The following is a 21,369-nucleotide window of genomic DNA, read 5'->3' as shown; positions in this document are numbered from 1 at the left end:
CCGGCAGGAGTATTTGTGGAACGATGAAAGCATGGCGCTATTTCTTCTTGCCGAAACCCGAGAGGCCGGGGGGCAGGGACATGCCGCCGCCGAGGCCGGGCAGCCCGCCACCGGGGATTTTGCCCATCTGTTTCGCCGCCTGTTCCAGCGCCTTGGGGTCCATGCCCGCAGCCATATCCTCGGGCGAGGGGCCGCCTTTGCCGAACATGCCCTTCATCGCCTGTTTCAGCATCCCGCCTTTGCCCATCTTCTTCATCATGTCGCCCATCTGGCGCTGCATCTTGAGAAGCTTGTTCAGTTCGGAGACTTCCATTCCCGCGCCCTTGGCGATGCGTTTCTTGCGGCTGGCCTGAAGGATCTGCGGGTTGGCGCGCTCGATCTTGGTCATCGACTGGATCAGCGCGACCTGCTGCTTCAGGATCCTGTCGTCGAAACCGGCATCCTGCACCTGCTTGGCCATCTTGCCCATGCCGGGCATCATGCCCATCACGCCTTCCATGCCGCCCATCTTGATCATCTGCTCAAGCTGCATCTTCATGTCGTTCATGTTGAAGCGGCCCTTCTGGAACCGTTTCATCATCTTCTCGGCCTGTTCGGCCTCGATGGTTTCCTGGGCCTTTTCGACCAGGCTGACGATGTCGCCCATGCCGAGGATGCGGCCAGCGATACGCTCGGGCTCGAAGGTCTCGATGGCGTCCATCTTTTCGCCCAGGCCGACGAAGCGGATCGGCTTGCCGGTGACCGCGCGCATGCTGAGCGCCGCGCCGCCGCGCCCGTCCCCGTCCATCCGGGTCAGGACCACGCCGGAAACGCCGATCTTGTCGTCGAACTCGGTAGCGACATTGACCGCGTCCTGACCGGTCAGGCCATCGACCACCAGCAGGGTTTCGCGCGGGTTGGCGATATCGCGCACATCCGCCGCCTGCTGGATCAGCTCGGCATCGATATGAAGCCGGCCGGCGGTGTCGAGCATGTAGACATCATACCCGCCAAGGCTGGCCTGGGTCTTGGCGCGTTTGGCGATGGCGACCGGATCCTCGCCCTTGACGATCGGCAGGGTGTCGACGCCGATCTGGTTCCCGAGGATTTCGAGCTGCTCCATCGCCGCCGGGCGGTTGACGTCAAGCGAGGCCATCAGCACGCGCTTGCCGTCCTTTTCCTTGAGCCGCTTGGCCAGCTTGGCTGTGGTGGTGGTCTTGCCCGAACCCTGCAGGCCGACCATCAGGATCGGCGCGGGCGGGTTGTCGATCTTGAGCGCGCCGGGATCACCCTCGCCGGTCAGCGTATCGACCAGCGCGTCATGCACGATCTTGACGACCTGCTGGCCCGGGGTAATCGACCTAGTGACCGCCTGGCCGGTGGCCTCTTCCTGAACCTTCTTGACGAATTCACGGGCGACCGGGAGCGACACGTCAGCCTCAAGCAGTGCCACGCGCACCTCGCGCAGGGCGGTCTTGACGTCGTCCTCGCTGAGGGCGCCCTGCTTGGTCAGCCGGTCAAAGACGCCGGAGAGGCGTTCGGATAGATTTTCAAACATGGCCCAAAGCCTCCTATGCCGGTTACGTCCTTGCCGCCAATCTAGGGGCGACGGTTCAAATCAAAAAGGCCCCCGTGGGCGCAACGCGCTGACGGAGGGCGATCCCGGGAATATCCCATGGGACCGGAAGCTTTGACGAACTCCCGGAGTTGCGCGGCTTTTAGGCGCGCGAACGGTGTGAGTCAAGGCGCAGATGCGCAGGCAAAAAAGACCCCCGATGCGGTGGCACCGGGGGAATGAGGCAGGGAGGAGGGGGATATATCAGGCTGCCAAGGCGTCGATCTGAGCCAGAGCGCCCGACAGCGCCTGTTCGGCATCGACCAGTTGCCGGTCAGCCGCGACGATTTCGACATCGGTGATGCCGATGAAACCCAGGAAGTGGCGCATGTATTGCGTGGCGAAGTCGATGTCCGAGCCGACCGAGGTGCCGCCGGTGGCGACGGCCAGAATGGCACGTTTGCCTTCCATCAGGCCTTCCGGGCCGGTTTCGGTATATCTGAACGTAACCCCGGCACGGCCGATCTGGTCGATCCATGCCTTGAGCGCCGTCGGCACGCTGAAATTATAGAGGGGGACGCCGATCACCAGCGTATCCGCCGCCTTGATTTCCGCGATCAGCGCGTCGGACAGGGCCAGGGCCTGCTGCTGTGTGCCGGTGCGCTTGTCAGCCGGCGTAAGATTGGCATTGACCCAGGTTTCGTCGATCTGGGGCAGCGCATCTGCCAGATCGCGGTGGATGACCTTGCCACCGAGTTTTTCAACAATCTGTGCCGTCAGCTGGCGCGTGGTGGAGCCGTTCAAACGGGCAGAGGCGTCAACATGCAAAACCGTGTGAGACATTTCAGAAGTCCTTTTCAAGAGTGTCGCTTTGACCTTGACGGGAAAATGGCCTATTGCGTTTTTGAACTCAATGGGTGAAATATAACAAGATATGTGCGAATTTGCGCATACGCGAACCACGAGAGACAGATGGAAAACTGGGACGAAATCAGAACCGCCTATAATGTGGCACGGATCGGCACGGTGAGTGGCGCGGCCGAGGTGCTGGGCGTGCATCATGCCACCGTCATCCGCCATATCGACGCGCTAGAGGACCGGCTGGGCGTGCGCCTGTTTCAGCGCCATGCGCGGGGTTACACGCCGACCGAGGCAGGGGATGACCTGCTGCGCGTGGCACAGGCGACGGATGACCAGTTCAGCCAGCTGGCCGGGCGGATCAAGGGACAGGGCGATGCGGTCAGCGGCGAACTTGTGGTGACCTCCCTGGGCGGGTTGAGCCACTTGCTGGTGCCGGTACTTGCAGACTTTCAGGAAGAATATCCCGATCTGATCGTGCGCTATCTGACCGGGGATCGCCTGTTCCGGCTGGAATATGGCGAGGCGCATGTGGCCATTCGTGCGGGTTCAGTGCCGGACCAGCCCGACAACGTGGTGCAGACATTCCTGAAGCAGAGATTCGCGCTCTATGCGAGCGAAGCCTACATTGCGCGGCACGGGATACCGGAGGGGGCGGCGGCGTATGACAGCCATCGCTTTGTCGGTACCGACGATCCGAAGTCGCGCGCACCGTTCAACAAGTGGCTGCGGGAACATGTCGCGCCCGAGCGGGTAATCTTTCGCAGCGGTGACGTGCATGCGTTGCGCCGTGCGGTGCAGGAAGGTATCGGGATCGGCTTCATGTCCGAGCATCACGCGGCCGAGCTGGGCGGGTTGGTCCAGGTTCACGCGCCCCAGGAGGAATGGCTGGCGCCGCTGTGGCTTGTTACCCACATGGATCTGCATCGGACCACCAAGGTGCAGGCCTTTCTGAGTTTCCTGAAAGAACGCGCCAAGACGTGGGAAACCGCATGACCGAGGCCCTTCGCGGGCATCTGGCGATGCTTTGCTTTTCGGGCCTGATCGCGGGCTCTTTCGCGCTTGGATCAATGGCGGCGCCGCATGTGGCACCGACGGCCCTGAATGCCGTGCGGTTCGTGCTGGCGTCGGTGCTGGTGGGGGCGGTTGCGCTGGGCACGACCGGGATTTCCCGCGGCGCCCTGGCCGCCCCCTGGCGCTATCTTCTGATGGGTGCCTGCATGGGCATCTATTTCGTGCTGATGTTCGAGGGGCTGAAAACCGCGCCGCCGGTTTCGGCCTCGGCGGTCTTTACCCTGACGCCGGTGATATCGGGGCTGTTTGGCTACGTGTTGCTGCGCCAGGTCACCACGCGGCGCATGGCTCTGGCGCTGGCGGTCGGGGCGGCGGGCGCGCTCTGGGTCATTTTCCGTGCTGATATGCAGGCGCTGCTGGCGTTTCAGGTGGGGCGGGGCGAGGCGATCTATTTCGTGGGCTGCGTGGCCCATGCGTTTTATACGCCGCTGGTGCGCAGGCTGAACCGGGGAGAGCCGCCAGTGGTCTTTTCCTTCGGGGCGATGGCCGGGGCGGCGCTGTTGATCGCGCTGGCCGGGTGGGGCGATATCCGCGCGACGGATTGGACATCCCTCCCGGCCATCGTCTGGATCACCATTGCCTACACGGCGGTCTTTGCCACCGCCGCGACTTTCGTCTTGCTGCAATATGCCTCGCTCAGGCTCCCGAGCGCCAAGGTGATGGCCTACACCTATCTGACGCCCAGCTGGGTTATCTGCTGGCAGGCGGCTCTGGGTCACGGGCTGCCACGTGGTCTGCTGCTTGTGGGCGTGGGCCTGACCGTTCTGGCCCTGCTCATGCTGCTCAAGGATGAGCACTAGGGTCGTCGGCGGGGAAAACCGTTCTACTATTCCCGTTATGCGGGAAATGTCCGGCGTGTAGACACAATGCGCTGCACAATGGGGGGCGGAAAGTGATCAACATCGAAAGCATCATCCTGATCGTTGCGATCGGCGCCTTATTTTTGGGTATCCTCTGAGCCACCGGGCGTCAGTTCGGCCGCGAGAAACCTCTCGAACGCGTCCAGATTGACCGGTTCGAACTGGCCGAAACCCTGCATCCAGACGCTGGCCGCCTTCATGGCGTCCGGCTCCAGCTTGCACCATTTTACCCGACCGCGCCTTTCCTGGCTGATCAGCCCGGCGCGGCTGAGGATATTGAGGTGTTTGGAAATTGCCGCCAGCGACATCTCGAACGGTTCGGCCACATCGGTGACGGCCATGTCATCTTCCAGCAGCATCGCCAGGATCGCGCGGCGCGTGGGATCGGCCATGGCGGCAAAAACGGTATCGAGCGGGTCGGACATGGCTTCCACCTAGGGGCAATGCAAAGCCCGGGTCAATTCCCGAATTCCCGGCGATTCGTTGCGTGATCGTTCATTCCGCCGTGCGGTGAATACAAATATCGCGCGAAAAATCAGAAAAATCTGGCCGTGCCCTGGCAAATTACGTAGCCAGCAGGACATGTCTCGTCGTACCCATAGCGCCCTTCGGCATCTGGCAATCGCGGTTTTCCTGCTGCTGCCGCTGGTGGTCATGTCTGCGTTTCCGCACGGCACGATGGCAGTGCGTGGCGCCAGCGGCCTGGAGGTTGTCCTGTGCACCGGCGACGGGCCGCTGACCGTCATCGTCGACGAGAACGGTGCACCGATTGATACCCCGCGTGAGAGCGCCGATTGCGGCTGGTCGCTTCTGGGCCAGAACCTGTGCCTGCCGGTCATCTCTGGACCAATCCCGCCGATCAGCATCAGCGGTATCCGGTCTGCATCTCCGGATCGTGACCTTGCGCCGCATCGTCAGGCCGTCACCCCCTATCCGGCGCGGGCCCCGCCCACGGTCTGATCTGACCCCAACCAACTCAAGAAAAGATCAGATAATGGAGGGACCAATGGTCTCGATCGACGGAAACACCGTGACGAATAGGGTGCCTGACACCCCGGAATCTCACAAGTGCTACAAGGCCGCGTGGCGGTGGCATTTCTACGCCGGCCTCTACATCATTCCCTTTTTCCTCATGTTGGCCGCGACGGGGCTGACCATGCTGTGGCTGGCCTATCTGGATGGCCGCGATGGCGAGCGTATCGCGGTTGTACCGCAGGAACAGACGCTGGCCGTATCGGCACTGGCCGATGTGGCGGTCGAGGCCGTGCCGGGCGGTACGCTGAAAACCTATCTTTCGCCCCATCGCGACGACATGGCGGCGGTGTTCCGCGTTGACCGCGACGGCGCGGCGCACATGGTTGCCGTCGATCCCTATGACGGAACGCTTTTGCAGATCTACCCCCGGCGTTCCGGCTGGTACGACTTCATGGACAATCTGCACAGCAGTCTGATGCTGGGTGTCACCGGCGACCGGATGATTGAAATCGCGGCTTCGCTTGGCATGGTCCTGATCGCCACCGGGCTTTACATGTGGTGGCCGCGGGGCGGCGGATGGCGCGCCGCCCTGTTTCCGGCGGTTGGCCGCGGTCGAAACCTGTGGAAATCGCTGCATGGCGCGGCCGGGTTCTGGATCTCGACCGTGCTGATCTTCTTCCTGATTTCCGGCCTTGCCTGGACCGGCGTGTGGGGCGAGAAGATCACACAGGCCTGGAGCCAGTTTCCCGCCGAGAAATGGGGTGCGCCGCTGTCGGACATGACCCATGCCAGCCTGAACGGTGGCCGCAAGGAGGTCCCGTGGGCGCTTGAACTCACGCCGATGCCGGCATCCGACGCCCACGCGGAACATGGTGGTGGCTCGCAGGGGGCCGCAACGGCTGCGGCCGGTGCGGTCACGGATGCGGCGGCCGCGCTCAACCCGACACTCGACCAGATGGACGCCCTTGCACGCGAGATCGGTTTCGACGGCCGTTACCAGTTGAGCACACCGCAGGGTGAAACCGGCGTCTGGACGTTCGCCCGCGATTCGATGAGCAATGACAGCCCCGACCCGACCGCGGACCGGACGGTGCATGTGGATCGTTATTCGGGCCAGGTCCTGGCCGATGTGCGTTTCGCGGATTACTCGCTGGCGGGCAAGGCGATGGCCGTTGGTATCGCGCTGCACATGGGCACGCTTGGCCTGTGGTCGGTTCTGGCCAACACGCTTGTCTGCCTGACCGTGATCTTCCTGTGCGTCAGTGCGATCGTCATGTGGTGGATGCGCCGCCCCGCCGGGGTCATGCGCCTTGCCGCGCCGCCGATGCCGTCCTCGATGCCGCTGTGGAAAGGCGCCGTGCTTGTCGGTCTGCTGGTGTCGCTGGCGTTTCCAATGGCCGGGATCACGCTGCTTGCGCTGATGGCGCTGGACCTGCTGGTCATCTCCCGCCTTCCGGGATTGCAGCGCCTGGTCTCCTGAGGAGGTGAACCATCCGTTCCGCCGCGCCATCGGATGCGGCGGAACGGGTTTGGCGCCGCCTGCAAGCCCGACAGCGGCGCAATGGCACGTGCTGGCGGCTGGTCTGGCTGGCCATAAACTAAACCAGATGGTTGAATATGGTGAATTCGGGGATTCAGGCCTGTTCGGGCGTCTCCAGGCGCCAAGCGGATTCAAGCGATCCAAACATTTTCGTTTAAAAACAGTATTTTAATCTGCGACATCGGTGCCGTCGGCCCAGCTTGACTCAATCCGCGCGCCCGCATAGCAAAGGGCAACCGTTTCAAGGGGGTAATCCGCGTGGCAGAGCCGGACGAAAGCGAGCGCCTGGCGCAGCTTGAGGCAAGGATCAACGCGCTGAAGGCGAAGGACGCGCCGAAGCCTCATCAGGAAACGCACTATTCCCAGGCGCATCTGGCCTGGCGCATGGTGATCGAATTGGTGGCCGGTCTGTTGATCGGTTTCGGCATGGGGTACGGGCTGGACAGCCTGTTCGGGACACTCCCGATCTTCCTCGTGATTTTTACATTGCTGGGCCTTGCCGCGGGCATCAAGACGATGATGCGCAGCGCCGCGGAAATCCAGCAGAAGAAAGAGACCGCACCCGCACCGGGTGATGACGAGAGGACAGAAGATGGCGACTGAATCGCACGATGCCGCAGAAAAAGGCGCAGAGCTGGTTTTCCACCCGATGGATCAGTTTATCGTCAAGCCGCTTTTCGGCGATGGCGGGGTCGGCCTGTTCACCGTCACCAACGTGACCCTGTGGATGGCGATCACCGTGATCTGCATCATCGCGCTGCTGGTTCTGGGCACCTCGGGCCGCTCGATCGTGCCGTCGCGCATCCAGTCGGTTGCCGAGCTCTGCTACGGGTTCATCCGCAAGATGGTCGAGGATGTCGCCTCGAAAGAGGCGCTGCCCTACTTTCCCTACATCATGACGTTGTTCGTCTTCATCGTCTTTTCGAACATGCTGGGCCTGATCCCCGGCGCCTTTACCACCACCAGCCATATTGCGGTCACGGCCGTGCTGGCGATGGCGGTGTTCCTGACCGTGACCGTTCTGGGCTTCGTCAAGCACGGGATGGGATTCCTCAGCCTGTTCTGGATCAGCGCCGCGCCGCTGCCGTTGCGGCCCATTCTGGCGCTGATCGAGGTAATCTCGTATTTCGTGCGCCCGGTCAGCCACTCGATCCGTCTTGCCGGCAACATGATGGCCGGTCACGCGGTGATCAAGGTTTTCGCGGCCTTCGCGCCGATGATCCTGATCTCGACCGGTATCGGGCTGGTCGTCACGCCGCTGTCGATCCTCGCGATCACCGCGATCTACGCGCTCGAACTGCTGGTGTCGTTCATTCAGGCCTATGTCTTCACGATCCTGACCTGCGTGTACCTGAAGGATGCGCTGCATCCGCACCACTAAGGGCAACTCGAACAACTTGGCGGGTGCGCCCGCCGCAAGAACAACATCTAACAACTCAATTCCATCGTAAGGAGAAATCAAATGGAAGGTGACGTCGTACAAATGGGTGCATACATCGGTGCTGGTCTGGCCTGTACAGGCATGGGCGGTGCTGCTGTCGGTGTGGGCCACGTTGTCGGTAACTACCTGTCGGGCGCCCTGCGCAACCCGTCAGCCGCCGGTGGCCAGATCGCAACCATGTTCATCGGTATCGCGTTCTCGGAAGCGCTGGGGATCTTCTCGTTCCTCGTTGCCCTTCTGCTGATGTTCGCCGTCTAACTTACGGAACCTGATCCTTACGGCCGGGGCGGCGGGGCTTGACCTGCCCCCCGGTGTAATCGGAAAGTTTCCTTAAGAGAGGACGACGACATGGCAACCGAAACGCACGATACGGCCAATACCGCGGCCAGCGCCTGCGTCGATTCGCATGGCGGTGCCCTGGGGATGCCGCAGCTTTGCGGCGAATGGATGGGGAACCAGATCTTCTGGCTGGTGGTTACGCTGGTCGTGATCTTCTTTGTCCTGTCGCGTGTCGCCCTGCCGCGAATTGCGTCGATCCTGGCCGAGCGTCAGGGGTCGATCACCAATGACCTTGCCGCTGCCGAAGATTTCAAGGCCAAGGCCGAAGAGGCCGAAGAGGCCTATAACAAGGCATTGGCGGATGCCCGCGCCGAGGCGCAGAACATCGTGGCACAGGCCAAGGCGGAAATTCAGGGCGACCTGGATGACGCGATTGCCAAGGCCGATGCCGAGATCGCGGCCAAATCAGCCGAAAGCGAAAAGGCCATCGCCGAAATTCGCGCCAGCGCGCTCGACAACGTCAAGACCGTCGCCAAGGACACCGCCAAGGAAATCGTGGCGGCGATGGGTGGCAAGGCCGATGCCAGATCGGTCACTGCAGCCGTCACTGCACGGATGAAGGGGTAACGACATGCGCACAGCAATTGCAACCCTGACCGCCGTGACCGCAGCCAGCCCGGCGCTGGCCGCGTCGGGACCGTTCCTGTCGCTCAGCAACACCAATTTCGTCGTGCTGGTGGCCTTCCTGCTCTTCATTGGTGTGCTGGTCTATTACAAGGTACCGTCCCTGCTGGGCGGTATGTTGGACAAGCGCGCCGAAGGGATCCAGGCCGAGTTGGACGAGGCCCGGGCCCTGCGCGAGGAGGCCCAGACGCTGCTGGCGGGGTACGAGCGCAAGCAGAAAGAAGTCCGGGACCAGGCCGAACGCATCATCGCCCATGCCAAGGAAGAGGCCAAGGCGGCGGCAGAGCAGGCCAAGGAAGACCTGAAGACGTCGATCGCCCGCCGGTTGGCCGCGGCCGAAGATCAGATTGCGTCGGCGGAATCTGCGGCGTTGAAGGAGGTTCGTGACCGGGCTGTCTCGATCGCCATTGGCGCGGCCAAGGATGTCATCGCCAAGCAGATGACAGATGCCGAAGCCAACAAGCTGATCGACAGCGCCATCGACGACGTGGATGCCAAGCTGCACTGACGCACACCAGTCTGACAGACCAATCAGACCCCGGATCGAAAGGTCCGGGGTCTTTGTTTTTTGAGACTATAACCATCCGGCAAACGCCGTAACCGTTTCCGCTTGACCCGGTCTATAACGTGGATAATAATTATCCATGATTCGAAATCAGGAGCGGACATGAAACTGGGTGACGGGGTGGAACAGGCCATTCATTGCGCGACGCTTCTGGCGGCGGTGCCGGAAGGCGGGCTGCTGTCGGCTGCCGCGATGGCAGAGTTTCACGGCGTCTCGGTCAGCTATCTGCTCAAACATATGCAGGCCCTGTCGGGCACCGGAATCGTCCAGACAGTGGCCGGCCCGAAAGGCGGCTATCGCCTTGGCAGGGCGCCAAAGGACATCACGCTGCTTGATATCATCCTGGCTGTCGAAGGGCCTGAACCGGCCTTTCGCTGCAAGGAGATCAGGCAACGCGGGCCAAATCCCCTGCCCGCGTCTGCCTTTGCCAGGCCCTGCCAGATCAACGCTGCGATGCTGCGCGCCGAACGCGCCTATCGCAACGAGCTGAAATCGGTGACCATCGCGCAATTGGTCGCCGAGGTGGCACGGGACGACGACGGCACGATCGAAGCACGCGGCTGCGCGTTCCTGGCCGAACATCTGCGCAAACCTAACTCCAAACCGACAAACTGAAGAGGTTACGAAAATGCATCAACGGGTTGATTACATGAAGGCAGCGCCGGACGCGTTCAAGGCGGTTTACGAACTTGAACAATATGTCTCGGCGAAATCCGGTCTGGAGGCGCGGCTGATACATCTGCTGAAGCTGCGCGCGTCACAGATCAACGGCTGCGCCTATTGCGTCGACATGCACAGCAAGGAGGCCCGCAAGGACGGGCTGAGCGAACAGTGGATCGCTCTGATCTGCGTCTGGCGCGAGGCGTCGGTGTTTGACGCCCGCGAACGCGCCGTGCTGGCCTGGACCGAGGCGTTGACCAATCTGGCCGAGACCGGTGCGCCGGATGCCGAGTTCGACGAGCTGCGCCGACATTTCTCGGAAGAGGAGATTGTGAAGCTCAGCGTCGCCATCGGGACGATCAACATCTGGAACAGGCTGGCGGTGGGCTTCCGCACCCGGCATGAGGTCGATATCGCCGCGTAACGGTGGGTTTACGCCCGGGCAAAGCCGTCACGCGATACCACCCAGCCCCAGATGGCGGGGCAGCCGATAGCGTCGTTTTCGCTGGTTTTGCCGCATGAAAAAAGAAAGGGGGCCGTTGATCCGGCCCCTCAATCCGTCCTGCCTGGTGTCTTCAGTGGATAGTTTGGATTCTGAAATTCCAGAGCGTGTAATTTAATTGCTTCAGGTATAGGCGACGCGAAACGAATCGGTCAACAGAAACTGATTCGATTGACGAATTTATTGGGGTTTCGGCGCAAATTTCGGGCGTCAGCCGTTCTCACGCAGAATATGACCAGCCAGATATAGCGAGCCGCAGATCAGGATCCGGGCGTGGGGTGTTTCGCCGACGATTCGGGTGACCGCTTCGATGGCGCTGTCGGCGGTGCTGGCGTTCAGGCCGGCGGCGCGCGCGGCATTGGCGGTTTCGCTGGCGGGCAGGGTGTTGACCTCGTCCGGGATCGAAATCGCAGTCAGGCTGTCGGCATGGCGCGCCAGCGGTCTCATGTAACCCGCGACGTCCTTGGTGTTCAGCATCCCGCAGACCAGGTGCGTCGGCCGCGCCGGCAATGTCGAAAGATGCGCGCCAAGCGCCTGCCCCGCCGCCGCATTGTGCCCGCCATCCAGCCACAGTTCGGCCTGCGGCGCAGCGTCGACCAGCGGGCCGGTTTCCAGCCGTTGCATTCGGGCGGGCCATCGGGCACCGGTGACGGCGGCCTCACAGGTCTGTTCGCCCAGGCCCAGATGGCGCAGCGCCGCCAGCGCCGACCCCGCGTTTTCGATCTGATGTGCGCCGGGCAGGTTGGGCGGTGGCAGGTCCAGCAGGCCGTTTTCATCCTGAAATACCAGCCGCCCGCGTTCGGGGAAGACATGCCAGTGCTGACCCTGGGCGATCAGGGGCGCGCCAAGACGTGTGGCCTGCGCCTCGATCACCTCCATCGCCTCATCCGGTTGCGGGCCGACGATACAGGACACGCCGCGTTTCAGGATGCCGGCTTTTTCGGCGGCGATCTTGGCCAGCGTGTTGCCAAGATATTGCTCGTGGTCGATCGAGATCGGCGTGATGACCGTCAGCTTGGGCGCGTCGATCACGTTGGTGGCGTCCAGCCGTCCGCCAAGCCCGACCTCCAGCAGGGTGTAATCCGCCGGGATGCGGCTCATGGCCAGGATCGCGGCACAGGTCGTGATCTCGAAATAGGTGATCGCCTCGCCGCCATTCGCCGCATAACATTCATCCAGCACGGCGATCAGATCGGGTTCGGTGATCAGATCGCCAGCAAGGCGGATACGTTCATGAAACCGTGCCAGATGGGGCGAGGTATAGGCGTGCACGCGCTTGCCCGCCGCCTCCAGCCCGGCGCGGATCATGGCCTGGGTCGAGCCCTTGCCATTGGTGCCGGCCAGGTGAATCACCGGCGGCAGCCTGTCCTGCGGATTATCCAGGGCCGCAAGCAGGCGCCAGACCCGATCCAGCGTCAGGTCGATGATCTTGGGGTGCAGCGCCATCATCCGTTCAAGGACGATGTCCGAACTGGGCGCGGTCATTTCTTGGCGGGCTTTTCTTCGGGCTTCTTGGCCTCTGCCTTGGCAGTGTCGGCGGGCGCTTCCGGTGAGGGCAGATCGCCCTTCACCGCCGGGGGCAGGCCCAGGAGCATCCGGGTGATGGTGATCAGTTCGTCCCGCATCTGCGGGCGCGGCGTGACCCGGTCCAGCATCCCGTGATCCAGCAAATATTCAGCGCGCTGGAACCCTTCCGGCAGCTTTTCGCGGATGGTCTGCTCGATGACCCGGGGGCCAGCAAAGCAAATCAGCGCATTGGGCTCGGCGATGTGCACGTCGCCCAGCATCGCGTAACTGGCAGTTACCCCGCCGGTTGTGGGATGCGTCAGCACGACGATATAGGGCAGGCCGGCCTCTTTCAGCATCTGCACCGCGACGGTTGTGCGCGGCATCTGCATCAGGCTCAGGATGCCCTCCTGCATGCGTGCGCCGCCGGCGGCGGAAAACAGGATTAGCGGGCGTTTCAGGCGCACCGCCTCCTCGGCGGCGGCGATGATGGCGTTGCCCACGTACATGCCCATGGACCCCGCCATGAAGCTGAAATCCTGCGCCGCGGCGACAATGGGCGTGCGGCCCATCTCACCGGTAACAACCAGCATCGCCTCGGTCTCGCCGGTGGCTTTCTGTGCCGCCTTCATCCGGTCGGGATATTTCTTCTGATCGCGAAATTGCAGCGGGTCGGCTTTGGGCGCAGGTACCTTGACCTCGGTAAAGATCCCGCCATCGAAAAGCGCCTTGAACCGGTTGCGCGGGCTGATTGCCATGTGGTGGCCGCAGCCGGTACAGACAAAAAGGTTTTCGCTGAGTTCGCGGTGAAACAGCATCGTGCCGCACGCATCGCACTTGGACCAGAGGTTTTCGGGCATCTCACGGCGCGAAAAGATCGAGTTGATCCGCGGGCGCACGTAGTTGGTGATCCAGTTCATTGAGCGATGGTCCGTTTGTTCGTTTTGCGGACCAGAAATAAGGGCCCGCGCGGCGAATTGCAATCAGCGTCGAAGCGCCAGACGCGCGGCCAGCCAGCCGCACAGAAGGATCATCAGGTCGACTGGCGCCCAGGTCATCAGCTCATCTGCCGAGGCCAGTGAAAACGGAAAGGTAAAAAGCGCCAGCCCATCGAATGGACCCTTCGGCGCGGCGATGGCGATCGCGCTGAAATTGTTCACCATATGCAGGGCGATGGCCGGGCCCAAGGTGCCGGAACGCGCGGTCAGGTCGGCGGCAGCCATCCCGAAAAGCGCGGCCCAGAGCACGACGATCAACGCGTTCTGCGTGGGCAGCGACGGATCGTAGTGCACGATGCCGAACAGGACCGACGGCGCCAGTATCCAGACCGCCGGGTTGGGAAAACGCGCTGCCAGCTGGCTTTGGATATAGCCGCGAAAGGCCAGTTCCTCGGCAGAGGTCTGGATAAGCAGCGCCACCAGGGTCACCGGCAGCAAGAGGATCCAGCGCCGGAACGGCAGGTTCGCCTCGGGGGTTATCTCGTCGGGCATCGGTAACAGGAAGGCTGTGGCAAAAAGGATTGCCAGCGCGATCAGGACCCGGCGGAACTGCATGACTGCCCGCGGCACGGAGCCGATCAGCGACAAGAGGGTTCGCTGGTGCAGCACCCGGAGGGCCACCGCCAGCGAAGCCGTCAGCAGGGCGAAGACCATCAGGTTGGCGATCACGCCGCCGGGTGTGCGCGGCTGGTCCACGGTGGCGATCACGGCGTTGCTCTGATCCACGGTCAGCACCGCAAAGATCACCATCCAGAGCACGTAGTTGATCACGTAATAGATCAGCACCGTCAGCACGATACCCGTGGCCAGCACGTGCAGTCCCGGCGTCGCGCGGGCGGGGGCAACAAGGGGATCGTAGGCATCGTATCGCATGGCCGCACCCTAGGCGGGCAGCCGGGGTAGCGCAATCGGGGCCGGAACCCGCTTGCCCAATCCGGCCCCGTGTCCTAGACCGTTCGGAGCATTCTTAAGAGGCCTCGCCATGACCAAATTCGACAAAGCCAAGCTGCCCAGCCGCCACGTAACCGAAGGCCCCGCGCGGGCACCGCACCGGTCTTATTACTATGCCATGGGCATGAGCGAGGAGGAAATCCACCAGCCGCTGATCGGCGTCGCCACCTGCTGGAACGAGGCCGCGCCGTGCAACATCGCGCTGAACCGTCAGGCGCAGTCGGTCAAGATGGGCGTGAAATATGCCAGCGGCACCCCGCGCGAATTCACCACCATCACCGTTACCGACGGTATCGCCATGGGGCACGAGGGGATGCGCTCGTCATTGGCATCGCGCGAGGCGATCGCCGATACGGTTGAACTGACGATGCGCGGCCACTGCTACGACGCGCTGGTCGGGCTGGCGGGCTGTGACAAATCGCTGCCGGGCATGATGATGGCGATGGTGCGGCTCAACGTGCCGTCGGTATTCCTTTATGGCGGGTCGATCCTGCCGGGCCGGCTTGATGGCCGTGACGTGACCGTGCAGGACGTGTTCGAAGCGGTCGGTCAGAACCAGGCCGGGAACCTCAGCGAATGCGAGCTGGAAAAGCTGGAAAAGGTCGCCTGCCCCTCGGCCGGGGCCTGCGGCGGCCAGTTCACCGCCAACACGATGGCCTGTGTGTCCGAGGCGATCGGCCTTGCGCTGATGAATTCCTCGGGTGCGCCCGCGCCCTATGAGAGCCGGGATCAATATGCCGAGGCCTCGGGCGCGGCGGTGATGAAACTGCTTGAGAAAGGCATACGTGCGCGCGACGTGGTGACGCGCAAGAGCCTCGAAAATGCTGCCCGCGTGGTGGCCTGCACCGGCGGGTCGACCAATGCCGGGCTGCACCTGCCGGCGATTGCGCACGAGGCGGGCATCGAATTCTACCTCGACGATGTCTGTGATATCTTCAAGGACACGCCCTATTTTGTCGATCTCAAGCCCGGCGGGCAATTCGTGGCCAAGGATCTTTACGAGGTGGGCGGCGTCCCGGTGGTGATGAAGGAATTGCGCAAGGCGGGCCTGATTCACGAGGACTGCCTGACCGCCGACGGCATCACCATGGGCGAAGCGCTGGACAAGATCACGCGCGAGGCCGACGGGCGGGTGATCTATCCGGTGGACAAGCCGCTTTCCAAGACCGGCGGCGTGGTTGGCCTCAAAGGCAACCTGGCCCCAGCGGGCGCCATCGTGAAAGTCGCCGGCATGAGCGAGGAACAGCAGGTCTTTACCGGGCCCGCCCGCGTGTTCGAATGCGAAGAGGACGCATTTGCCGCCGTGCAGGAGCGTGCCTACAAGGAAGGCGAAGTGATCGTCATCCGCAACGAAGGTCCCGCCGGCGGACCGGGCATGCGCGAGATGCTGGCGACCACGGCGGCGCTGTCCGGCCAGGGTATGGGCAAGAAAGTGGCGCTGATCACCGATGGGCGGTTCTCGGGCGCGACGCGTGGTTTCTGCGTCGGCCATGTCGGCCCCGAGGCCGCCCATGGCGGCCCGATCGCGCTTGTGCAGAATGGCGACATGATCACGATCGACGCCATCAAGGGTGAGATCAGCGTCGACCTGAGCGATGACGAGCTGGCCAGCCGCAAGCAAAGCTGGTCTGGCCCGCGGCAAACCATCTATGCCTCCGGTGCGCTCTGGAAATACGCCCAATTGGTCGGCGAGACCTACAAGGGCGCGGTCACGCATCCCGGGGGCGGCGAAGAACGCCACGTCTACGCGGATATCTGATCGTGACGCGGGCCGGTTGCGGCCAGAACACGCGTCATTACATTTCCGTGAACAGACCCCTATCGCATGGTCTGCCGCATCACAGTGACTTAGGTTTGCGGCAGAGCAGTTTTCAGGCAAACAGGATACAGAAATCATGTCACGATCCGGATTGACCCGCCGCTCAACTCTTTTGGGTGGTTTGACCGTATTGGCCAGCCCAGCTCTCTTGCGGGCGCAGGAGCAGCCGGCGCCCGAAGGCGTGCGGCGCAACATGTCCTCGTTCCGTACCCGGCATTGGAGCGACCATTTCGACACCCTGGGCAAAGGCGCCATCGTGGCGGATATCGACAGCCGGGCGCTGCATTACTGGAGCCCTGATGGGGAAACCTATCGCCTGTTCCCGTCCTCTGTACCGAAATCCGATGAACTGACCCGCCGCGGTTATACCGAGATCGTGCGCAAGAAGGTCGGGCCCTCCTGGACGCCGACCGCGTCCATGCGCGAACGCGACCCGTCGCTGCCGGAATTCATGGCCGCGGGCGAGGGCAATCCGCTGGGTACGCACGCGCTCTACCTGTCGTGGCCCGCATACCTGATCCACGGCACACATGATACGCGCAAGATCGGGCGCCGGTCATCCTCCGGGTGCATCGGTCTGTACAACAACCATATCGAGGCATTGTTCGCACAGGCTGACGTGGGCACGCAGGTTCTGCTTCTCTGACCTTTCCCCGCCGCGAAAAGCTTTGACGTTCCGCCGCAGCCGTGCGGCGGCGCCGGTGTTGCGCTGCAAACAGGCTGGATTGTTTCCATATCCTGGTTAATGCTATGGAAGTATGATCCGGGGCAGAGTGGGACGGAACCAGGGCAAGATGGATCCGCAATGTTGAGATTACGCAGCTCGCTGTTTGACTGGGCGCGCCACAAGCGCGAGTTGCGGCGGTGGGGCCGGGTCGCCCGCGAGGCGCCTCGAATGCGGCTTTCATTGCTGCGCTCGGAACGTGCGCGGGCACGCAAGCTGATGTATTCATTGAACGAAGTCGTGTCTGTGGCTGATAATCGGCTGGCGCTGCCAATGATCGGCTCGAACGCGTTTCCCAAACCGCATGGCACCGACTGGTCCTGGCGTCCGTCGCTCTGGCGGGAACCGTTGGCGACGCCGGGCATGTCCTCGGTGCAAAGCAAGTCCATGCTGGGCGACGAGGTGACATTGTTTCACGATTGCGCCCATTCCGAACTGACCCTGCGCCAGCTTCGCAACAGCCGCGAGGCCGATCTGGCCCCCTATGGCCTGCGCATGGATGTGTTCAGTTTCGACGGGTCGTTCCTGTCGCTGGTGCTGGACCTGCCCTTCGAGGCGGTCGACCGGCTGACGCGCAAGCACCTGATCCGGATGGATACGATCGTCGAGATGGAAAAGCCGCTGGAAATATTCGCGCGTCTCAACATCAAGCACGGTCCCAACACCGAGCAGCTGGTGCGGGAACTACCGCTGCACGAGCAAGAGGTGATGGTCGAATTCGACCTGGCCTACAGCCAGTTGAATGAAAAGCGGATCGAGCGTGCGTGGATCGACCTGATCTTCGAGAACCCGCAGATGAGCCAGGTGGTCCTGCGCGACCTGACCTTCGGCCGCCGCCCGCGGGCCGAGTTTTGACGGAGGTTTCGATGAACGGACTGACATTGACCAAGACCCGGCTTTTCGAGGGTGTCTGGGAGGGCGTGCTGACCTACGAGGGCGAGGGCAATTACCAACCCGAGATCGAGGTGACCCATCTGCAGAAACCCGTGGCCGGTGTCGAGGTCAGCGAAAAACCCGAGGGCAACCTGTGGGTGGTTCGGGTGCCGATCCCGGCCGAGATCATCGCCGACGGCGTCCAGACCTTCGTGATCTGCGACAAGCGCGACGGCGAGATGCTTGACAGTTTTGCGCTGATGTCAGGGGACGCGCTGAGCTATGATATCCGCGCCGAAGTCACGCTGTTGCGCGAGGAGCTGGATATGCTCAAAAGGGCGTTTCGCCGGCATTGCCTTGAGACGACCTGACGGAAACACCGGCAGTCTCGGGATCAGGCGGGTTCTTCCCAGTTGTCGATAAGGTCAATCGCCTCTTGCGCGGTTTCGACGAACCGGAACAGGTCAAGATCCTCAGGTGAGATCGTGCCGGCCTCCGACAATGCCTCCCAGTTGATGATCGAGCGCCAGAACTTTTCGCCAAAGAGCAGGAAGGGCACGCGGTTCATCCGGTCAGTCTGGATCAGGGTCAGCGCCTCGAACATTTCATCGAGCGTGCCATAGCCGCCGGGAAAGACGCAGATCGCCTTGGCCCGCATCAGAAAGTGCATCTTGCGGATGGCGAAATAATGGAAATTGAAACACAGCCCCGGCGTCACATATTCGTTGGGTGCCTGTTCATGCGGCAGCACGATGTTGAGCCCGATCGAGTTGCCGCCCGCGTCGGCCGCGCCGCGGTTGCCGGCCTCCATCACACCGGGGCCGCCGCCCGTGGCCACGACGAATTCGCGCCCGTAGCTGGCCATCGATTTTTCGGTCATCAGCCGGGCGAATTCGCGCGCTTCGTCGTAATAGGCGGACAGGTCGGCAAGGGTCTGCGTGCGGGCCTCGGATTTCCGGGTGGGTTCGGGGATGCGGGCGCCGCCAAAAAGGACGATCGTGCTTTCGATTCCGCGTTCGTTGAGGATCATCTCGGGCTTGAGCAATTCCAGCTGCAGGCGCACCGGGCGCAGTTCGTCCCGGCACATGAAATCCATATCGTTGAAGGCCAGACGATAGGCCGGTGCCCGGGTCTGTGGGGTATCGGGTACCTGCTCGGCCGAGGAGCGGTCGGAATGGGCGTCACGGAACTGGCTGCGGCGATCATCTTTCATGGGCGGCACATCCTTGCTTGGGTATGGTTAACAAGGCGTATAGGACTCGTTCCGGGTTGACCAGTGAAAGGGGCGCGAGATGAAGTGGAAATCGCTGATCGGGGCGGCACGGGAACGGATCGGCGGGCATGTGCGCCACACGCCGGTTGCGGAGGTGCGCCTGCCCGGCATTGATCTGCCCGTGGCGCTGAAGCTGGAGCAGATGCAGCATACCGGCAGTTTCAAGGCGCGCGGGGCCTTCAACACGCTGCTCAGCGGGCCGGTGCCCCAGGCGGGGATCGTGGCGGCCAGCGGCGGCAATCACGGGGCCGCCGTTGCCTATGCGGCCCATCACCTGGGTCACGATGCGCAGATCTTCGTGCCGGAAATGGCGGGGCCCGCCAAGATTGCGCTGATCGAGCGGACCGGCGCGAAACTGACCGTGGTGCCGGGCGAATATGCCAACGCGCTGGCGATGGCGCGCGAAGTGGAAGAGGCCAGCGGCGCGATGCAGGTTCATGCCTATGACGCACCGGCTACGGTGGCCGGGCAGGGCACCTGCATGGCGGAATGGGAGGACCAGGGGCTGAAGGCCGACACGGTGCTGATCGCGGTTGGCGGCGGCGGGCTGATCGCCGGGGCGATGGCCTGGCTGGCAGGGCGGCGCAGGGTCGTGGCGGTCGAGCCGGAGACATCCTGCGCCCTGCACGCGGCGCTGGAAACCGGGGCGCCGGTTGATGTCGAGGTATCGGGCGTGGCTGCGAACGCGCTGGGCGCCAGGCGGATCGGCGAGATCTGTTTCGGGTTGGCGATGCAGCAGGAACTGGCCTCGGTGCTGGTCAGCGACGCCGCGATTGCAGAGGCGCAGCGGTGGTTGTGGCAGGAGGCGCGGCAGCTGGTGGAGCCGGCCGGAGCAACGGCGCTGGCGGCTTTGATATCGGGCGCGTATGTGCCCGCGCCGGACGAGAGGGTGGCGGTGCTGATCTGCGGTGGAAACGTGGCGCCGGACCCGCTGGCGTAAAAAGACGCGTTCGGGCACGTCCCGCCCGCCCACCCCCGCGCCCTCACGCGTCTTTGCTGGCGCGATTGCGCCGCGGGAGGTCGCATTGCGCATCGCGTACGCACGTCATATAGGCGATTGCGACGCAAATGATTAACCTGACGGAGGTTCCCATGTCGAATGCCCAGCTTGAAACAGCCATCGAAGCCGCCTGGGAGGCGCGAGATTCCATTACCACGGCCACAACCGGTGAGACCCGGGAAGCCATCGAGGACACGCTGAATGCGCTCGACAGCGGCAAACTGCGGGTGGCGGAGCGTCGCGAGAATGGTGACTGGCATGTCAATCAATGGGCCAAGAAGGCGGTGCTGCTGTCCTTTCGCCTGAAGGACATGGCAATTATCGAGGGTGGCCCGGACAATGCCGGCTGGTGGGACAAGGTACCGTCGAAATTCGATGGCTGGAGCGAAAACCAGTGGCGCGCGGCGGGTTTCCGGGCGGTTCCGGGCTCGATCGTGCGCCGCTCGGCCTATGTTGCCCCCGGCGTGGTGCTGATGCCGAGCTTCGTCAATATCGGCGCCTATGTCGACGAGGGTTCGATGGTGGATGGCTGGGCCACTGTCGGCAGCTGCGCGCAGATCGGCAAGAACGTGCACCTGTCGGGCGGTGTCGGTATCGGCGGCGTGCTGGAACCGATGCAGGCGGGGCCGACGATCATCGAGGACAACTGCTTTATCGGGGCCCGGTCCGAAGTGGTCGAAGGGTGCATCGTGCGCGAAGGCTCGGTCCTGGGGATGGGCGTGTTCATCGGCCAGTCGACCAAGATCGTGGAGCGCGACACCGGCGAGGTGTTCTATGGCGAGGTGCCGCCGTATTCGGTGGTGGTTGCGGGCTCGATGCCAACCAAGAACAACGTCAGCCTCTATTGTGCGGTGATCGTGAAGCGCGTGGACGAAAAGACACGCTCCAAGACCGGCATCAACGAGCTACTGCGTGACTGACAAGACCGGCAAGAAATCGCGCCAGCAGGTTTATACCCTGCTGGTCGAAATCGGCCGGAAGGACGGCGACGGCCTGGCCGAGAACGCGACGGGTGCGGCGCTGGTGATCTATGCCAGCGGGGTGGATGAGGCCGAGGCCGTCCGCGAAACGGTTGCGATTCTGAAACAGGCCGACACCGCGCCGCTGGATGTTTCGGGCTACGGCACCCTGGACGAGCGCCTGGCCGAGGGGCATGAGATCAGCGACGAGGAACGCGACCTGATGCAGCGCGCACTGGATGAAAACGCCGTGATCGTTGCGCAGGTAACGCCGTTTTTCGATTGACGGACCGT

Annotated in this window: 25 protein-coding genes; 18 read left to right on the top strand and 7 right to left on the bottom strand. The window is 62.9% G+C overall.

All coding sequences use genetic code 11. The features are described from left to right. Positions 1-37: 37 nt before the first annotated feature. Together ffh and AAFO92_RS06990 are read right to left on the bottom strand one after the other, a co-directional pair. On the bottom strand, positions 38-1,537 hold the full coding sequence (gene ffh, locus AAFO92_RS06995; protein ID WP_347534000.1) for a signal recognition particle protein: 1,500 nt from the start codon (positions 1,535-1,537) through the stop codon (positions 38-40). Positions 1,538-1,798: 261 nt separating this feature from the next. After that, entirely contained in the window at positions 1,799-2,377 is a 579-nt protein-coding gene (locus AAFO92_RS06990) for an NAD(P)H-dependent oxidoreductase (RefSeq protein ID WP_347533999.1), read from the bottom strand. 129 nt (positions 2,378-2,506) lie between these two features. Here AAFO92_RS06990 and AAFO92_RS06985 point away from each other — a divergent pair, with 129 nt between their 5' ends. Continuing rightward, the gene (locus tag AAFO92_RS06985) at positions 2,507-3,388 is read left to right on the top strand and encodes a LysR family transcriptional regulator (protein WP_347533998.1); all 882 of its coding nucleotides are present in this window, start codon (positions 2,507-2,509) and stop codon (positions 3,386-3,388) included. After that, positions 3,385-4,266 carry a DMT family transporter gene (locus AAFO92_RS06980; RefSeq protein WP_347533997.1) on the top strand — a complete coding sequence of 294 codons (882 nt, stop codon included), beginning with the start codon at positions 3,385-3,387 and terminating at the stop codon, positions 4,264-4,266. The genes AAFO92_RS06985 and AAFO92_RS06980 overlap by 4 nt, the downstream gene beginning before the upstream one ends. 137 nt (positions 4,267-4,403) lie before the next feature. Here AAFO92_RS06980 and AAFO92_RS06975 read toward each other — a convergent pair whose 3' ends face one another. Next, the gene (locus tag AAFO92_RS06975; protein ID WP_347533996.1) at positions 4,404-4,751 is read right to left on the bottom strand and encodes a metalloregulator ArsR/SmtB family transcription factor; all 348 of its coding nucleotides are present in this window, start codon (positions 4,749-4,751) and stop codon (positions 4,404-4,406) included. A 157-nt stretch (positions 4,752-4,908) separates the two neighbouring features. Here AAFO92_RS06975 and AAFO92_RS06970 point away from each other — a divergent pair, with 157 nt between their 5' ends. From AAFO92_RS06970 to AAFO92_RS06930, 9 genes are all read left to right on the top strand, one after another. Next, positions 4,909-5,286, top strand: coding sequence for a DUF2946 family protein (locus tag AAFO92_RS06970; RefSeq protein WP_347533995.1), 378 nt, complete (start codon positions 4,909-4,911; stop codon positions 5,284-5,286). Positions 5,287-5,332: 46 nt separating this feature from the next. After that, entirely contained in the window at positions 5,333-6,781 is a 1,449-nt protein-coding gene (locus AAFO92_RS06965) for a PepSY domain-containing protein (protein ID WP_347534326.1), read from the top strand. Between the two features lie 318 nt (positions 6,782-7,099). After that, on the top strand, positions 7,100-7,444 hold the full coding sequence (locus tag AAFO92_RS06960) for an AtpZ/AtpI family protein (RefSeq protein WP_347533994.1): 345 nt from the start codon (positions 7,100-7,102) through the stop codon (positions 7,442-7,444). Further along, positions 7,434-8,222, top strand: coding sequence for a F0F1 ATP synthase subunit A (locus AAFO92_RS06955; protein ID WP_347533993.1), 789 nt, complete (start codon positions 7,434-7,436; stop codon positions 8,220-8,222). Before AAFO92_RS06960 ends, AAFO92_RS06955 begins: the two co-directional genes overlap by 11 nt. Before the next feature lie 81 nt (positions 8,223-8,303). Beyond that, positions 8,304-8,540, top strand: a complete 237-nt coding sequence (locus tag AAFO92_RS06950) for a F0F1 ATP synthase subunit C (protein ID WP_347533992.1) — start codon at positions 8,304-8,306, stop codon at positions 8,538-8,540. Positions 8,541-8,630: 90 nt separating this feature from the next. Then, the gene (locus tag AAFO92_RS06945) at positions 8,631-9,188 is read left to right on the top strand and encodes a F0F1 ATP synthase subunit B' (RefSeq protein WP_347533991.1); all 558 of its coding nucleotides are present in this window, start codon (positions 8,631-8,633) and stop codon (positions 9,186-9,188) included. 4 nt (positions 9,189-9,192) lie between these two features. Continuing rightward, complete coding sequence (locus tag AAFO92_RS06940) at positions 9,193-9,753, top strand: F0F1 ATP synthase subunit B (RefSeq protein WP_347533990.1); 561 nt, start codon at positions 9,193-9,195, stop codon at positions 9,751-9,753. Between the two features lie 159 nt (positions 9,754-9,912). After that, positions 9,913-10,425 (top strand): Rrf2 family transcriptional regulator, encoded by a 513-nt coding sequence (locus AAFO92_RS06935; protein ID WP_347533989.1) that lies wholly within the window; start codon positions 9,913-9,915, stop codon positions 10,423-10,425. A 13-nt stretch (positions 10,426-10,438) separates the two neighbouring features. Beyond that, positions 10,439-10,894: a carboxymuconolactone decarboxylase family protein gene (locus tag AAFO92_RS06930; RefSeq protein WP_347533988.1), complete on the top strand. Its 456-nt coding sequence runs from the start codon at positions 10,439-10,441 to the stop codon at positions 10,892-10,894. A 288-nt stretch (positions 10,895-11,182) separates the two neighbouring features. On the opposite strand, the gene AAFO92_RS06925 is transcribed toward AAFO92_RS06930, so the two are convergent. The 3 genes from AAFO92_RS06925 to AAFO92_RS06915 all read right to left on the bottom strand — a co-directional run bounded on the left by AAFO92_RS06925 (position 11,183) and on the right by AAFO92_RS06915 (position 14,349). Next, positions 11,183-12,457, bottom strand: coding sequence for a folylpolyglutamate synthase/dihydrofolate synthase family protein (locus AAFO92_RS06925; RefSeq protein ID WP_347533987.1), 1,275 nt, complete (start codon positions 12,455-12,457; stop codon positions 11,183-11,185). Next, complete coding sequence (accD, locus tag AAFO92_RS06920) at positions 12,454-13,398, bottom strand: acetyl-CoA carboxylase, carboxyltransferase subunit beta (protein ID WP_347533986.1); 945 nt, start codon at positions 13,396-13,398, stop codon at positions 12,454-12,456. The genes AAFO92_RS06925 and accD overlap by 4 nt, the downstream gene beginning before the upstream one ends. A 63-nt stretch (positions 13,399-13,461) precedes the next feature. Further along, entirely contained in the window at positions 13,462-14,349 is an 888-nt protein-coding gene (locus AAFO92_RS06915) for a type II CAAX endopeptidase family protein (protein WP_347533985.1), read from the bottom strand. Between the two features lie 109 nt (positions 14,350-14,458). Between AAFO92_RS06915 and ilvD the strand changes: the two genes are divergently transcribed. The 4 genes from ilvD (at position 14,459) to AAFO92_RS06895 (ending at position 18,214) form a co-directional block, all read left to right on the top strand. Beyond that, positions 14,459-16,186 (top strand): dihydroxy-acid dehydratase, encoded by a 1,728-nt coding sequence (gene ilvD / locus AAFO92_RS06910; protein ID WP_347533984.1) that lies wholly within the window; start codon positions 14,459-14,461, stop codon positions 16,184-16,186. A 136-nt stretch (positions 16,187-16,322) separates the two neighbouring features. Next, complete coding sequence (locus tag AAFO92_RS06905) at positions 16,323-16,892, top strand: L,D-transpeptidase (protein ID WP_347533983.1); 570 nt, start codon at positions 16,323-16,325, stop codon at positions 16,890-16,892. A 159-nt stretch (positions 16,893-17,051) separates the two neighbouring features. Continuing rightward, positions 17,052-17,825 (top strand): DUF6478 family protein, encoded by a 774-nt coding sequence (locus AAFO92_RS06900; protein ID WP_347533982.1) that lies wholly within the window; start codon positions 17,052-17,054, stop codon positions 17,823-17,825. Positions 17,826-17,836: 11 nt separating this feature from the next. Further along, positions 17,837-18,214 (top strand): hypothetical protein, encoded by a 378-nt coding sequence (locus tag AAFO92_RS06895; RefSeq protein ID WP_347533981.1) that lies wholly within the window; start codon positions 17,837-17,839, stop codon positions 18,212-18,214. A gap of 23 nt (positions 18,215-18,237) precedes the next feature. On the opposite strand, the gene AAFO92_RS06890 is transcribed toward AAFO92_RS06895, so the two are convergent. Next, entirely contained in the window at positions 18,238-19,056 is an 819-nt protein-coding gene (locus AAFO92_RS06890; RefSeq protein WP_347533980.1) for a TIGR00730 family Rossman fold protein, read from the bottom strand. 79 nt (positions 19,057-19,135) lie between these two features. Between AAFO92_RS06890 and AAFO92_RS06885 the strand changes: the two genes are divergently transcribed. The 3 genes from AAFO92_RS06885 to AAFO92_RS06875 all read left to right on the top strand — a co-directional run bounded on the left by AAFO92_RS06885 (position 19,136) and on the right by AAFO92_RS06875 (position 21,361). Continuing rightward, entirely contained in the window at positions 19,136-20,056 is a 921-nt protein-coding gene (locus AAFO92_RS06885; protein ID WP_347533979.1) for a threonine/serine dehydratase, read from the top strand. A gap of 152 nt (positions 20,057-20,208) precedes the next feature. Next, entirely contained in the window at positions 20,209-21,036 is an 828-nt protein-coding gene (gene dapD / locus AAFO92_RS06880) for a 2,3,4,5-tetrahydropyridine-2,6-dicarboxylate N-succinyltransferase (protein ID WP_347533978.1), read from the top strand. Continuing rightward, positions 21,029-21,361: a hypothetical protein gene (locus tag AAFO92_RS06875; RefSeq protein ID WP_347533977.1), complete on the top strand. Its 333-nt coding sequence runs from the start codon at positions 21,029-21,031 to the stop codon at positions 21,359-21,361. The genes dapD and AAFO92_RS06875 overlap by 8 nt, the downstream gene beginning before the upstream one ends. The last annotated feature ends 8 nt before the right edge of the window (positions 21,362-21,369 follow it).

The organism is Roseovarius sp. CAU 1744, from assembly GCF_039839345.1.
Lineage (GTDB): Bacteria > Pseudomonadota > Alphaproteobacteria > Rhodobacterales > Rhodobacteraceae > Roseovarius.
Note: the sequence above shows the minus strand (reverse complement) of the source record. Positions and strands in the feature narration are given on the sequence as shown.